The organism is Pseudonocardia sp. DSM 110487 (assembly GCF_019468565.1).
GTDB lineage: Bacteria > Actinomycetota > Actinomycetes > Mycobacteriales > Pseudonocardiaceae > Pseudonocardia.
The window spans coordinates 7,043,546-7,057,769 of sequence record NZ_CP080521.1; the positions used below are offsets into that span (position 1 = coordinate 7,043,546).

Here is a 14,224-nt window from a genome sequence, read left to right on the forward strand (position 1 = left end):
GAGTAGGAGCACCCCGCCGCCATGACCCACGCGACCAGCCCCGCCGCGTACGCGGAGAGCCTCTTCGGCCTCGAAGGCCGGCTGGCCGTGGTGACGGGGGCGAGCCGGGGCATCGGCCTCGCGATCGCGGACTGTCTGGCCGCGGCGGGCGCCGACATCATCGGCGTCGGCTCCGGAAGGCCCGACGGGGACGGCGAGGTCAGGGCCGCCGTCGAGGGGCGGGGCCGGAAGTTCATCGCCGCGGCGGCGGACCTCGCCGACCGCGAGCAGGTCGCCGCGCTCGCCACGGACCTCGCCACGCGCGACGTCGACATCCTGGTCAACAACGCCGGCGCGATCCGACGGGCCCCTGCGGCCGAGCATCCCGACGCCGACTTCGACCACGTCGTCGACGTGAACCTGCGGTCCACCTTCGTGCTGTCCCGCGAGGTCGGGCGGGGCATGGTCCGCCGCGGCGGCGGCAAGATCGTGAACACCGCGTCCATGCTCAGCTTCCAGGGCGGGGTGCTCGTGCCCGGCTACGCCTCGTCCAAGTCGGCGGTGGCCGGGCTGACCAGGGCGCTGGCCAACGAGTGGGCCGACAAGGGCGTCAACGTCAACGCCGTGGCCCCCGGTTACGTCGTCACGGCCAACACGCGCGACCTGCGCGAGGACCCGGTGCGCAGCCGGGCCATCCTCGACCGCATCCCGGCCGGACGCTGGGCCGAGGCCGCCGACATCGCCGGCGCGGTGCTGTTCCTCTGCTCCCGCGCGGCCGACTACGTGCACGGCGCGGTGCTCCCGGTGGACGGCGGCTGGCTCGCCCGCTGACCTGCGGGTTCGCGATCACGGGTCGATGGAGGAGGGAGGCAGGCCCTTCGTGATCAGACGAGGAGGACGTCGATGTTCGAGCAACACCCGAGATGGAATGAGGAAAGCGACTTGAGCCTGTTCGCCGTGTTCTACACCTATGCCGATGGTTCGGACGACAAGCGGGACGAGCACCGGCCCGCACACCGGGCGTTCCTGCGGGAGCTGCACGAGGCCGGCAAGCTGAAGGTGTGTGGGCCGTGGGGTCCGGAGCAGCCACCTGGCGGGATGCTGATCTTCGAAGGCGAGAGCGCGGCCGAGATCGGCGAGCTGCTCGACCGCGACCCGTTCGCGGAGGTCGGCGTGGTCGCGGAACGCTCGATCAAGTCCTGGGGCATCGTCATCGGCGAGCTCGGCTGAGGGTCGGTGCCGGCGTGCTCGGCCGGGTCTGCGGCCGAGCACGCCCGGCTCAGCGCGGGGCGGGACGGGGTGCCCGGGCGCGGTGGGCCGAGTAGAGCCCCAGCCCGGCGAGCACCAGCGCGAGCGGCGGGAACCAGAACACCGCGGCGACCGCCAGCACGAGGTTGGCGACCGCGATCCGCACCCAGTTCCTGCGGCTCGGGTCGGCGGGTCCGACCGCGCGGGTCGGGCGCTGTCCGCGCAGCGCGAAGACGAGCTGCACGAGCGCCAGCCCGGCGAAGACGGCCGCCCACACCGGCTCCCCGTCGAGGAACCGCCATACGGACAGCATGGCGAGGCACGCGGTGGCGACGGCGCTACCGGGCCTCATCGCGGCCCTCCCAGGTTCAGGAACGTGGCTTTCCTGAACTTCGGAGCCACCCCGGTCAGGCGAACAGCTGCCATGTCGAGACCACCCCCAGCACCGTCAGCAGGATCCCGGACAGCAGCACCCACCAGCGGCCTGCCGTCGTGAGGCGATAGGCGGGCGGCAGGACCTTCCGCTCGGTCCACAGGATCGCCAGGCAGAACAGGCCCGACGTGAGCAGGCCGCCGAGCACCGAGGCGGGCGTCACGATCACCACCAGCTCGCCGACCGTCCACACCAGCGCGAGGCTGGCGAGGAGGATGTAGCCGTACATCCACGGCCGCAGGGCACGCTGCCCGGTACGGCGCAGCCGGCCGAACACCGGCGAGAGGGTCTCGTACGCCGTGTACGTGTAGAGCTCCCAGAACGCGTACAGCGAGCCGAAGAACGCGAAGAAGACCGCGACGTAGTAGAGGTACTGGAGCGTCGGGTGCACGGCCGTGAGGAACTGGGCCTGGTAGGTGAGGGTGTCGTTGCCCTCGGGGATCTGCTGCTGTTCGGCCAGCAGGGAGGCGCCGTTGATCATGAACATGCAAGCGAACACCACGATCGCGACGAACGACAGCGCCGTGTCGCCCAGCGGCGCTCGGCTCCATGCCCGACCGCGGGCCACCTGCTCCGCGTCCTCCGACAGCGGCAGCCGGGCCCCGCGGGGCAGGGCCGCGAGCCGCTCGGCGAGCCCGGCCTGGTCGGAGCGCCCGAGCATGCCCCAGCGCTTCTCGCGCAGCATGCCGGCGTAGCCGATGTAGTCGTACGTGCCGCCGCCGACGGCCCCCAGGTACACGGCGAGCTCCAGCCACACGGGGCGCTCGGCGACCTCCGGGTAGGCGCCTGGCACCCATGCGTTGTACTCCGGCACGGTCGGCAGCAGCCCGGCCAGCGCGGCGAGCCAGTCCGGCTGCAGCACGACGACGCTGATCGCGATGGCCAGCAGCATGAACCCGACGATCACGGTCTGCGCGCGTTCCATGCGCTCGTAGCCGCCGAACCAGGACAGCAGGCCGGACAGCACGATCAGGCCGCTGGCCCACAGCGCCCCCGTTCCGACCGCGGTGATCGTGGCCATCAGGTCGCCGAGCGCGACCCCGAGCCCGCCCACCCACGACGGGATGGCCGCGATCGAGACCACGCCCATGAGCAGCGTGAACCAGCCGCGCGGGCCGCGGAACAGCGTGGCCCAGCGCGCCATCGGGTGCTCGCCGGTGACCACGGTGTACCGGTTGAACGAGTAGGCGAGCGCCGCCTTGGCCGCCGCCGAGACGAGAAACGCCCACAGCAGCGCGTATCCGAACAGGGCGCCGCCGCGCGCGGCGAACACCATCTCGCCGGTGCCGATGTTCGCCGACGCGACGATCGCGCCCGGCCCCAGCACGGACAGGGCGGTGACCAGGGTGAGCCTGCGCCGCAGTTTCCCCGGTGGCTCCGGGTAGGTGAGGAACTCCGTTGTCTCGGGCGTCGCCATGGCCGCTCCTTTGCGGGGTGTCAGGCGGGGTCGGACGTCATCTCGCGTTCCATCTCGTTCAGCATCTGCACGCGGCGCCGGAAGGCCGGGTCGGTGCTGAAGCGCGCGGCGAGGAACTCCTCGAGGACCTGCGTGGCGATCGCGGGGCCCACCAGCCACGCGCCGAGGCACACGACGTTGACGTCGTCGTGCTCGACGGCTTGCCGGGCGGTGTAGGTGTCGTGGGCGACGGTCGCGCGGATGCCGGCGATCTTGTTCGCAGCGATCGCGGCGCCGACGCCCGTGCCGCACACCAGCACGCCCCGGTCGGCCTCGCCCGCCCGCACCGGTGCGCTCACGGCCTTGGCGACGTCCGGGAAGTCCACCGGGTCGGTGCCGTTCGGGCCGACGTCCAGCACCTCGTGCCCCAGCCCTTCGAGCACGGAGCGCACGTGCTCCTTGAGCGGGAATCCGGCGTGGTCGTTGCCGAGGACGATCTTCATCAGGCGCCTCCGCGCATCTGCTCGAGCCAGGCCAGCGACTCGGGCGAGCCGCCGGGGAACGTCTCGTCCGCATCGAGCAGGAAGCTGCGGTCGCCGTGGTGGGCGAGCTCGTGGTGCACCGCGACCGGGTCGCCCGCCTCGACGAGCTCGAGGATCCGGCGGTGCCGCCGCGCGTCCCCGACGAGCGGCTCGTGGACGCTGCGGACGCGGCGGTTCATCACCATGCAGAGGCGCATCTGGAGCGCAAGCGACCGGTAGGCGTCCTCCAGCCTGCTGTGCCCGGCGAGCCCAACCACGGCGAGGTGGAACGCAAAGCCGCGCTCGATCACCGCGGCCTCGTCGCCCGCACCGGCCGCCCGCTCCAGCGCCGCGTACGCCTCGCGGCAGCGAGCGATGCGCTCTGGCGCGCGGCACGGCACCCCGAGATCGACGGCGAGGCGCTCGAGGTCGTGCCGGAGCGTGAGGATCTCGTAGACGTCGTGCAGGGTCAGCGGGGTCACCACCACCCCGCGGCGCGGGGAGCGCACGACGAGCCCCTCCTGCTCCAGCACGCGCAGGGCCTCCCGCAACGGCGGCTTGCTCACGCCCAGCGCGCCTGCCACCTGGCTCTCCACGACGCGGTCCCCTGGCCGCAGCTCACCTGCGAAGATCATCTTGCGCATGGCGTCGGCGGCGAGGTGGGTGATGCTCGGCGGTGCCGCGATGCGCTCCGACATCGGACACCCCCTCGGCGACGACCTTTTGTAGACAGTAGGTCGGGATCTGGGGCTCGGCAACGGCTGCACACCGCGCGAGGATGTGCACGCCTCCCCAGCCACTGAGATCCGAGGAGCGAGACGTGAAGATCGGCGAACTCATCGAACTGCTGACGGATGCCGCCGCCGACCTTCCCGACGGAACGGACTCCGAGGTCCACGTCCACATCTGCCGCGGCTGGGACGCCTTCTCGATCGTCACGAAGGAGGTGACGGTCGACACGAGCGGCCCCGTCGCGCTGGTGCAGGGCCACCCGCACCGCGACGACGGGCAGACGGTACGCAGACCGGTCGCCATGGGAGTGGACGACGAGCTGGCGAGGATGGTCGAGAACCCGGACGCGATCCAGGAGGAACCCCCGTCGTCCGTGATGATCCAGATCGACGAGACGAAGGCGTACCGCGTGCCGTTGCGGGCGGACGGGAAGATCCTCGCTCCCGGCGATGTCGACGCCTTGCGCGTCGGCTGCCTGTGTGACCCCGAGAAGAACAACTTCGGGCGGGGGGTCGAGCGCACCGGCGACAACGTCGCGCTGATCTTCAAGGACAACTGCCCCGTGCACCAGACCGTCACCCTCCCTCCGGACGGCCCGCCCCTCTGACGGCTCGCGCCAGCCCGGCACGGGCCCGTTCCTGCTCGCGGGAGTAGGCGATCTCGTCGGCGAGCGCAATGGCGGCTCGGTGCCGCTCGGCGGCCGAGGCGTGGTCACCCGCGGCGAGCGCGACCTCGCCGAGCCCGTTGAGGGCGGAGGCCTCCCCACTTCGGTATCCGGTTTCGCGGTACAGGGCCAGCGCGTGCTCGTAGTGGGCACGCGCCTGCTCGTGCTCACGCAGGTCGAGGTGGGCCGAGCCGAGGCCCTCGAGGGCCTCCGCCCGGCCGTCCCGGTCGTCGAGCCCCTCGTAGACCCGCAGCGCGTCGTGGTGCAGGGCGACCGCCGATCGCACGTCCCCGAGGCGGGCGACCGCCCGGCCGAGGGCCGCCAGAACCGCCCCTTCCGCGGCCCGGTCCCCCAGCTCCCGGTAGCGCTCCAGCGCGCGCAGGTAGTGCTCGCGCGCCTCGTCGGCATGGTCCTGTCCGAGGCGCACATGGCCGAGGCCCTGCTCGGCCCTGGCCTCGACGTGCCGGTCGCCGAGCTCGTGGGCGAGGCGAAGAGCCCGCCGATGCTGGTCCGCGGCCTCGTCGTAGCGGCTCTGACGCCAGTGGACCCAGCCCATGTCGACGAGTGCGCGCGCTTCCGTCGGCCGGTCGCCACGGGCCCTGCTGGACTCCAGGGCATCCGCGTAGAGGGCGACCGCGTGCTGGGAGCGGTCGTAGAGGTAGCGGTGCAGGGCCGTCGCCCGCTGACGGTCGGTGGCCTGGGCGGCGACCGCGATGAGGTTCGCCCGCTCGGCCGCCAGCCACGTGTCGGCACCACCGGAACCGGCGTCCGCGATCGCGCGCTGGTAGTGCTCGACGAGCCGGTCGACCGCCGCTGTCCGCATCGCGGGGGTGTCCTGCGCTTCCGCCGTTCTCCGCGCGTGCTCCCGCAGCAGGTCGTGCAGGGTGTACCGGCCGGGCTCATGCTGCAGCAGCATGTGAGCGTCCAGGAGCTCTTCCAGGAGCTGCTCGGCCTCCTCCGACCCGATGCCCGCCAGCGCGGCGGCCGCGCCGGCGTCGAGATCGCGCCCTGGATGCAGACCCAGCAGCCGGAACATGCGGCGTTGCCCGGGTTCGAGCTGCTCGTAGGAGAGGGTGAACGCGGCGGCCACCCCGCGGTCGGACACCGCCAGCTCGGTGAGCCGCCCGCGCTGGTCGCGGAGCCGGTCGGCCAGGTAGCCGACCGTCCACCGGGGCCGGTGGCGCAGGCGGGCCGCCGCGATGCGCACCGCCAGCGGGAGGAAGCCGCACAGCTGCAGCACGTCGAGCACGGCGAGCGGTTCCGCGTCGGCGCGCGTGCCCACGATCGCGGTGAAGAGGCCCAGCGAGTCCTCGGCGGGGAGCGGGTCCAACGAGAGCACCTCGGCGCCGTCCAGACCCACGAGCCGCCTGCGGCTGGTGATCAGGACGAGGCCGCTGGACGCGCCGGGCAGCAGCGGCGCCACCTGGTCGACGTCGGCCGCATTGTCGAGGACGACCAGCGCGCGGCGATCGGCCAGCTCCGCCCGCCACCGGGCGGTGAGCTCGGCAGGGGTGCCCTGGAGGTCGTCCACGGGCACGCCGAGCTGTCGCAGCAGGACCTCAGCAGCGGCCGCGGCCGACAGCGGCGACTGCCCGGCGGTGTGGGCCTGCAGGTCGACGAACAGCTGCCCGTCGGGGAATCCGCCGCCGAGCCGGTTGGCGGCGTGCACCGCCAGCGTCGTCTTGCCGACACCCGCCATGCCGTCGATCGCCCAGACCGTCGACCTGGCCTCGTCGAGGGGCGCGATGCGGTCCATCTCGACCCGACGACCGGTGAAGTCCGGCGGGTCGTACGGCAGGAAGCTCACGCGCCGGCGCGCGGGCGCGGAGACCGCGGAAGGAGCGGGCCGGTGGGCCAGCGCCGGATCGTCGCGAAGGACGCGCTGTTCCAGGTCGGTGAAGGCGCGGCTGGGATCCAGTCCCTGCTCGTCGGCCAGCACGGCGCGGAACCCGCGGGCCGCGGCGAGGGCGTCGTGCTGCCGTCCCGCCCTGTGGAGGGCGAGCACGAGGTGGGCGGTCAGCCTCTCGCGCAACGGGTGCGCGGCCACGTGGGCGGACAGCTCGTCGACGAGGTCCGCGTGCCGCCCCATGGCCAGCTCCAGCTCGGCGAGGCGCTCGACGGCCGCGAGCCGCCTGTCCTCCAGCCGCGCGCGGGCCGGCTCGACGTAGTCGGCGCTCACGTCGGCGAGCGGCTGCCCCCGCCACAACGCCAGCGCGGCGCGGAGCCTGCGGGCGGCCTCCTCGGGCTCGGCATCGGCGATGCGCCCCGCCTCGGCGACGCCGGTGGTGAACTCCTCCAGGTCGAGCTGGCCCGGCTCGGGACGGATCACGTACCCCGCCGGCCGGGTGGCCAGCACGTCGGCCGCTCCCGCCGCCCGCAACACCCGCCGGAGGCCGGTGATCGCGGCGTGGATCTGGGAACGCGAGGTGTCCGGCGGGGTCGCGCCCCAGATCGCACCGACGAGACGCTCCGCGCCGATCACGGTGCCGGCGTGCAGCAGCAGGTAGGCGAGCACCGACCGGTGCCGGGGCGACGCACTGGGCAGGGGCCGGTCCTCCGCCGAGACCTCCACCGGTCCCAGCACGGCGAAACGCACCCTCACCCTCCCATCGTGGCAGGAGGGTGGGGTGCGTCCTCGCGGCTGTCACCAGGTGGTGCCCGCGGGCTCCTTGATCGTGGCGTTGAGCCGGTTGAACAGGTTGGTGGTCGCGATCCAGAGGATCAGCCCCGCGAGCTGCTCTTCGTCGAAGTGGTCGGCGACCTCGTCCCACAGCTCGTCCGGAACGGCGTCGCCGGACCGGTCGGCGAGCCGGGTGACGGCCTCGGCGAGGGCGAGCGCGGCCCGCTCGGAGTCCGTGAAATACGGCGCCTCCCGCCACGCTGCCACCATGAGGAGCCGCTCGTCGGTCACGCCGGCCTTGCGGGCCGAGCGCGAGCCGGCGTCGACACATGCGCTGCAGCCGTTGACCTGGCTGGCGCGCAGGTGAGCCAGCTCGAGCGTCTCCTGCGGCACCCCGGCCCCGTGCACGGCCTTGTAGAGCGAGTTGATGCCCTTCATCGCGTCGGGCAGCACCATCGCGGGGTTCTTCATCCGGGCTTCCATCTCTGCTTCCTTTCACTCGGTTCGAACATGGGATGACGGTCAGCGCGACCCGGCGGACCGCACGACGGCCGCGGCCAGCCGCGCGACCTCCGGCGCCTCGAAGCCGAAGGCCGCCCGCCGCCGGGTGTAGCCGAACGCCACACCGGTGCACGGATCGGCGAATGCCTCGGATCCGGCCGAGCCGTCGTGGCCGAAGGCGCGCGCGGACAGGAACGGGTAGGTCGCGCCCTTCGCCTGGAAGCCGACCGCGAACTTGTACCGCTCGCCGCCGACCAGGTCAGGGCCCACGGAATGGAGCGTCGAGAACTCGGCGACGGTCGCGGGCCCGAGCAGCGGGGACCGCCCGTCGATGCCGGAGACGGCGGCCGCATACAGCGCAGCCAGCCCGCGGGCGCTGCCGACCCCGCCCGCGGAGGCCGGGCCGAGCGCGCGCACGACGCGGTGGTTGGGGATGTCCAGGATGTCGGAGACGGCGAAGGCTGGGAGGTTGTAGCTGATCCCGGCGATGCCGTGCGGGCTCGGCGAGTACGCCTCGAAGGCCGCCTGTTGCTCGGCCGTGGCGATCCACGGGAGGACGGGCCGGAAACGCGGCTCGAGCGACTCGGGGAGGCCGAGGTAGAGGTCGAGATCGAACGGAGCGCGGATCCGCTCCTCGTACAGCTCCTGGATGCTCCGTCCGGTGATGCGGCGCACCACCTCCCCGACGATGGCGAAGGCCACGAACGAGGCGTAGCCGTGGGCGGTACCCGGCCGCCACAACGGGGCCTCCGCCGCCATCCGCTCGGCGAGGACGCGGTCATCGGCGAGCTCGTCGATGGTGAGGCCCTCCTCGGCCCCGACCACGCCGCTGCGGTGCGTGAGAACGTCGCGCAGGGTGATCCCGGCCTTGCCCGAGACCGCGAACTCCGGCCACTGTTCGGCGACGGCCCGATCCAGATCGAGCACCCCGTCCTGCACCAGCAGGGCCACGACGATGCTCGCCGCACCCTTCGTGGACGAGAAGATCCCGGTGAGCGTCTCGCCCGTGACGTCATCGCCTGCCCACAGGTCGACGGCGCGCCGGCCCCGCACGTACGCCGCCAGCTGGGCGCCGGCCGCTGCGCCGTCCTCGGCCGCGACCGCCGCGAACTCCTCGCGCACCTCCTCGAATCCCTCGGCGACATCTCCGCGAACGTCGATCCGGCTCATCAGTTCCACCTGCGCCACCTCCCACGCTTTCGGGCTGTCGCCAGCGTGTGGGAGCCGGTTGATGGGCTCACGATGCGATCGCGATGTGCCTGCTGTGCGCGCTGATCCACGGGTGCGCGAGGGGGCCGCCGGACGGCGTGCGAAGCTGGAGGCCGCACGTCAGGGCGACCTGAGGTGATCTGGCGCACAGGGCACTGGGCGAGCTGCCACCGAGCCGTCCACCGTCCGATCACCCCGGCGCCGGGGTGATCGGGACGTGGTCGACGGGGGGAGGGACCAGGATGGACGCAACCGGCGCGGGCACCAGCACCGGGCAGAGCGCCGGGCCCACGGATGTCACCGGGAGTGCCGAGGACGTCACCGCCGGTTCGTCCAGCACGGTCGGCCGGGCCGATGCCACGGGGCCGCTGCCCGTCCAGAAGCCCGCCGACCCCACCGGGCCGCTACCCGCCCAGGAGGCCGAATCCAGGCTCGGAGCGAGCGCCGACGACACAGCCGCCCAACCCGTCGTCGCGGCCACGCCGTCGTGGTTCGCAACCGGTCCGCTCCCCGTGGTCCCCACCGCGCCGGGCAACACGGCACCGGTCGACACAGCACCGGTCAACACCGCGACACCTGCCGGTGCACCCGCTCCCCCTGCGGCACCCGCCGGTTCCTTCGACGCCGGCCTCACACCTGGAGAGCCGAGCACGCCCCCGGCCGGTCTCTTCGAACCCGCGGACGGCCTGCCGTCGACCGCCGTCGCACCGACCGGCCCGCATCCCGCGGTGCCCGCCCCGCCCCCGCCGAACGGCGCGACCCCGGTCGTCGAGGCGCATCCTCCCGTGGGCGCCGTCCCGCCCTCGCAAGCGGTGAACGGGACAGGCCCCGGCGCTGCCGCCCCGGCTCCGCATGGCGGCAGCCCGACCGATCCTGCCCCGATGACCGCGCCCCTTCCCGTCGTCGGCCCACCCCCTCCCCCGAGCCCGGCCCACGTACCACCGCCTGCCGCGGTCACCCCGCCCGCGCCCGGCCCGCCCGTCCAGCCGGCCGGCCTCTTCGTTCCGCCCCCGCCGCCTGCGGTCGCGAGCACAGCAACGGGCCCGGCCCCCGCGCCGCCGGCCGACCTCTTCACACCGGCCACCCCGTCACAGGGCCCGGCGGCGCCGCCGGCGCCGGAACCGCCGACCGGTCTCTTCGCGGCAGTCGCTCCGCCCCCCACGGTTACGCCTGCACCCGCTCCCATCCCGCCTGCCGGCGGCGTCCCGGCGTCGCCGGTGCGTCCCGTCGACGCCACCGGTCCCATGCCGGTGATCAACCGGGTGAGCGCGCCGCCCGCGGGGCCACCGTCCGACCTCACCCCACCGCAAGCGGCCGGGAGCCCGCAGCCGCCCGCGCGCGCTCCGGAGGCCCCGCCCCGCACCGACGCGTGGGCCTTCGTCCCGGGGCCCACTCGGCCGCGCCGCACGAACTCCCCGCCGGATGACCGCAGGCCGGCGGCGCAGTCGCGGCCGCTCCCCACACCGCCCGGCGGGGGCCACTCCCCGAGCCTGACCATGGTGTCCGGCCCGAAGGCCACCACCGGGACGACGACGCGGCGGGCATGGCCGCTGACCCTCGTCGGCGTCCTCGTGGCCGTCGCCGCCGGCATCGCGCTGGTGTTCTCGGTCGCCCGCACGAACCCTGCCGATCTCGCCACCTCGGCCGCCACCGACGCCGGAAGCTGGCCCGGCGCCCGCTACCAGGGCGCCGTCGCCGCGGTCGACGGCGGCGAGATCCGGTTCGACCTGACGGTCACCCCCGACGGCGCGTCGGGCACGCTCTCCCGCGACGACGGCCGGGCCAGCGCCGAGCTCCTCTGGGACCAGGGTGGCGCGCTGATCCGCGCCAACCGGGAGTGGTGGCTGTACCACCACCCGACGCGGGCCGACGACCTCGCGGGCAACTGGGTGGCCGAACCGCTGACCGAGACCCAGGAGATCGACCCCCTCCTGCGTCTCAGCGGCCCCGCGCTCTCCGCGTACGTGCGCGGGGAGCAGCCGGCCCGGTGGCAGGCCTTCGAGCAGCAGATCGTGGAGGGGCGGTCCGGGATCGTGCTCTTCGACGGTGCACGGCGGGTCGTCGTCGGCAGCGAGGACGCGCACCCGCTGCTCGCCGTCGACATCGCGCCGAACGCGCAGACGCCCCCGGTGCCGGTGGCGAGGCCGACCGACGAGGAGCTCGCCGCGGTGACCGGCGCGGCGGCCAGGGTGCGGCAGGAAGCGGCACCCAAGACACTGGCGCAGGTGCTGCAGGAACGCCCGAACGTCGGGATCCAGCTGCAGCCGGATCCCGTGTGCACCGCTCAGACGTGCAACGTCACCATCGTCCTGACCAACTCCGGCAATGCGCCCGCACGCGGCCGCCTCGAGGTCTCCGCCGACGGTCAGGTGGTCGCGAACCACCCGCTCGACGTCCAGCCCGGCCAGGTGGCGACGTTCACGGCGACGGCACCCAACCCCCAGTTCGGTCAGCCGGAGGCCAAGGGCCAGATCATCTGGGCGACCCGCGCTGTGGACGACTGATGGCGAGCCCTAGGCGCTTCTCGAACCAGTGGTGGGCGTAGGGCTCGTCGTTGAACGCCGGGACCTCGGTGTAGCCCGCCGAGCGGTAGAGGGCGATCGCCTCGACGAGCGAGCGGTTCGTCTCGAGGCGCAGTACGCGGGCGCCGGACGCGGCGGCGTGCGTCTCCAGCTCTGCGAGGAGCCTGCGGCCCAGTCCGGTGCCGCGCACGGTGGCCGACACCCACATCCGCTTGACCTCGCACGCGCCATCAGCCCCGAACTTCAGGGCCCCGCACCCCACCGGCTCGGCACCGAGCCGCGCGACCAGCAGGATCCCGGCGGGCGGCCGGAGCCCGATGTCCGGCGCCGGATTGCTCCGGTCGACGTCGAAGCCGGTGTCGAACCGGCTGTCGAGCTCGGTGAAGTACGCCTGCAGGCAGTGCCGGGCGTCCCGGTCGGCGGGATCGGTGACCGCGATCTCGATCATTCCGGCCTTGAGCAGTCGTTCGACCTCGGCCATCGCGGCGGCGAGGCGGTCCCGCTGAGGTGGCGGGAGCGGCGCGAGTAGCGCGGTCGCCACCTCGTCGCTGCGCCGCTCGAGGGCCTCCCGCTCGGCGGCGCCCTTCTGCGTGAGCCGGGCCAGCCGCGCGCGCCGGTCGGATGCGTCGGCCTCCACGGTGATCAGGGAGTCGCCCTCGAGCGAGCGCAGCAGCCTGCTGAGGTAGCCCGAGTCGAGGCCGAGATCGGCGCGCAGCGTCCGCACGTCCTGGCCGTCCGGCCCGATCTCCCACAGCACGCGCGCCGCCCCGAGCGGCCGTCCGCGTCCGAGGAACTCGTCCTGGAGGGCGCCGACTCGCTGCGTGACGGTGCGGTTGAACCGGCGCACCTGCGCCACCATCGCCGCGTCCATTCTCTGACTCTAGTCAGAGATTTACCTGGAGGTAACCCAATCGGCTGCATTTGCCGCACGGTCTCCCGGCCGCCGCCACGAGCAAATCCCTTGCTCAGCCCGTCGAAGGGCCGCTTTCGGCACCGGCAATGCGACGATCCATCGCGTGGCACGAGCCACGTGAGCAGCTCAAACTCCGCTCATGACCTCCGGCCATGATGTGCCGCAGGTGCACTGCTGCTCGCACGACGAGTCCACGAGCTGCCACAGCAGCGCCACCACGATCCGCGGCGACCATGCACACTGCTGCACGTTCGTAGAGATCACCCTCCGCCTGGGCACCGACCCCGCCGAACTGGCGGGAGCATGTCACCGCAGCGACTGCCGCATCGACGACATGTTCGGGTGCCCCGCGTCGTCACTGGGCTGGGTGCCCGCACCGAGAGAGCCGGCCGACTGACCCGGTCCTGGGCCGGCGATCGCGCCGCGCTGATCACCCACTTCACACACCGACTGTCCGCTTCACATAGGGCGGGCCCTGTGTGAAGCGGGTGCTGGGTGTGTGAAGTGCGATCAGGTCGGGTGTCCGTCGCGTTGGCGACGAGCGCCTGACCAGAGAATCCAGCGGCCGCCCGCCGATGGTCGACAGCTCACGCGAGGTGGCGTCCGAACCAGTCGAGCACCTCCGCGTAGGCCTGCTCGGCGGCGCGCGCGTTGTACCGGGGGCCGGTGTCGTTGAAGAACGCGTGGTCGACGCCTTCGAAGGTGCGTATCCAGTACGTCACCCCCGCGGCCCGCAACGCCGCCTCGGCGCGCTCCCGGCCCGCGTTCACCCGATCGTCAAGGCCGGCGAACATCGCGAGTACCGCCGCGGTGACCCCGCGGAAGTCGGGCTGCTCGGGCACCGGCCCGTAGAACGGGATGGCAGCGGCCAGCCTGGGTTCCCCGGCCTGCAGCAGCTGCCAGGTCATCCCGCCACCGAAGCAGAACCCGACCACACCGACCTTGCCGCCGGGCACGCGCCGCCCCAGCTCGTCGATGCCCGCACGCAGGTCGGCGAGCACCCCGTCGACCGGCGCGTCCGCCAGTGCGGTCGGCGCCTGGGCGGGATCGGTCAGCGCGGCCGTGCCGCCCCGTGCGGACAGCAGGTCGACGCACAACGCGCCGTACCCGGCCCCTGCCAGCCTCCCGACCAGGTCGGAGAAGTGGTCGGTCAGGCCGCGGTTCTCGTGGATCACCAGCAGAGCACCGAGCGGCCGCCCGCTCGCGGGGGCGGCCCATGCGCCGATCAGCTCACCCGCCGGCCCGGCGAACCGGATCTCCTGTCCCGGGCCGACGCTCTGCGGTCGACCGGGCGGGTCGCCCGTCGGGCCAGGCACGCTCGCCGGCGGCGCCGCTGGCTCAGTGGCACAGGCGGCGAGCAGCGCGCTCGCCGCCGTGGCTCCGAGGCCGAGCAGCGCCAACCGGCGCAGGGCCTCCCGCCGGGTCAGCACACCGTCCGCGTAGTCCTCGGCGACCTCGCCGACGAGGTAGTCCCGCAGCGCCATCG

At 73.5% G+C, this 14,224-nt stretch carries 14 protein-coding genes; 5 read left to right on the forward strand and 9 right to left on the reverse strand.

The features are described 5' to 3' along the window. Positions 1-21: 21 nt before the first annotated feature. Entirely contained in the window at positions 22-810 is a 789-nt protein-coding gene (locus K1T35_RS32945; RefSeq protein WP_220255667.1) for an SDR family oxidoreductase, read from the forward strand. A 111-nt stretch (positions 811-921) separates the two neighbouring features. Continuing rightward, on the forward strand, positions 922-1,209 hold the full coding sequence (locus tag K1T35_RS32950) for a YciI family protein (protein ID WP_220255668.1): 288 nt from the start codon (positions 922-924) through the stop codon (positions 1,207-1,209). A 49-nt stretch (positions 1,210-1,258) separates the two neighbouring features. Here the strand turns inward: K1T35_RS32950 and K1T35_RS32955 are convergent, their stop codons facing one another. Genes K1T35_RS32955 through K1T35_RS32970 form a run of 4 tightly spaced genes read right to left on the reverse strand, consistent with a single transcriptional unit; the run spans position 1,259 to position 4,275 of the window. Beyond that, positions 1,259-1,579 (reverse strand): hypothetical protein, encoded by a 321-nt coding sequence (locus K1T35_RS32955; RefSeq protein ID WP_220255669.1) that lies wholly within the window; start codon positions 1,577-1,579, stop codon positions 1,259-1,261. 55 nt (positions 1,580-1,634) lie between these two features. Beyond that, positions 1,635-3,077 (reverse strand): Nramp family divalent metal transporter, encoded by a 1,443-nt coding sequence (locus K1T35_RS32960; RefSeq protein ID WP_220255670.1) that lies wholly within the window; start codon positions 3,075-3,077, stop codon positions 1,635-1,637. Positions 3,078-3,097: 20 nt separating this feature from the next. Next, positions 3,098-3,559 (reverse strand): ribose 5-phosphate isomerase B, encoded by a 462-nt coding sequence (gene rpiB / locus K1T35_RS32965; protein ID WP_220255671.1) that lies wholly within the window; start codon positions 3,557-3,559, stop codon positions 3,098-3,100. After that, positions 3,559-4,275 carry a GntR family transcriptional regulator gene (locus K1T35_RS32970; protein ID WP_220255672.1) on the reverse strand — a complete coding sequence of 239 codons (717 nt, stop codon included), beginning with the start codon at positions 4,273-4,275 and terminating at the stop codon, positions 3,559-3,561. The genes rpiB and K1T35_RS32970 overlap by 1 nt, the downstream gene beginning before the upstream one ends. A gap of 122 nt (positions 4,276-4,397) precedes the next feature. Here K1T35_RS32970 and K1T35_RS32975 point away from each other — a divergent pair, with 122 nt between their 5' ends. Beyond that, entirely contained in the window at positions 4,398-4,916 is a 519-nt protein-coding gene (locus tag K1T35_RS32975) for a hypothetical protein (protein ID WP_220255673.1), read from the forward strand. Here the strand turns inward: K1T35_RS32975 and K1T35_RS32980 are convergent. From K1T35_RS32980 to K1T35_RS32990, 3 genes are read right to left on the reverse strand one after another with little or no spacing between them, the layout of a single operon-like run. Then, a complete protein-coding gene (locus K1T35_RS32980; protein WP_220255674.1) occupies positions 4,885-7,575 on the reverse strand; it encodes an AfsR/SARP family transcriptional regulator in 2,691 nt (896 codons plus the stop codon). The two genes, K1T35_RS32975 and K1T35_RS32980, sit on opposite strands and share 32 nt — an antisense overlap. A gap of 42 nt (positions 7,576-7,617) precedes the next feature. Further along, positions 7,618-8,076, reverse strand: a complete 459-nt coding sequence (locus K1T35_RS32985; RefSeq protein WP_220255675.1) for a carboxymuconolactone decarboxylase family protein — start codon at positions 8,074-8,076, stop codon at positions 7,618-7,620. A 39-nt stretch (positions 8,077-8,115) separates the two neighbouring features. After that, positions 8,116-9,264, reverse strand: a complete 1,149-nt coding sequence (locus K1T35_RS32990) for a serine hydrolase domain-containing protein (RefSeq protein ID WP_220255676.1) — start codon at positions 9,262-9,264, stop codon at positions 8,116-8,118. Positions 9,265-9,545: 281 nt separating this feature from the next. Here K1T35_RS32990 and K1T35_RS32995 point away from each other — a divergent pair, with 281 nt between their 5' ends. Then, a complete protein-coding gene (locus K1T35_RS32995; protein WP_220255677.1) occupies positions 9,546-11,807 on the forward strand; it encodes a hypothetical protein in 2,262 nt (753 codons plus the stop codon). On the opposite strand, the gene K1T35_RS33000 is transcribed toward K1T35_RS32995, so the two are convergent. Then, entirely contained in the window at positions 11,776-12,696 is a 921-nt protein-coding gene (locus K1T35_RS33000; RefSeq protein WP_220255678.1) for a bifunctional helix-turn-helix transcriptional regulator/GNAT family N-acetyltransferase, read from the reverse strand. The genes K1T35_RS32995 and K1T35_RS33000 overlap by 32 nt on opposite strands. 181 nt (positions 12,697-12,877) lie before the next feature. Between K1T35_RS33000 and K1T35_RS33005 the strand changes: the two genes are divergently transcribed. Continuing rightward, positions 12,878-13,135: a hypothetical protein gene (locus K1T35_RS33005; protein WP_220255679.1), complete on the forward strand. Its 258-nt coding sequence runs from the start codon at positions 12,878-12,880 to the stop codon at positions 13,133-13,135. Between the two features lie 190 nt (positions 13,136-13,325). Here K1T35_RS33005 and K1T35_RS33010 read toward each other — a convergent pair whose 3' ends face one another. Further along, the gene (locus tag K1T35_RS33010) at positions 13,326-14,222 is read right to left on the reverse strand and encodes a dienelactone hydrolase family protein (RefSeq protein WP_220255680.1); all 897 of its coding nucleotides are present in this window, start codon (positions 14,220-14,222) and stop codon (positions 13,326-13,328) included. Positions 14,223-14,224: the final 2 nt, after the last annotated feature.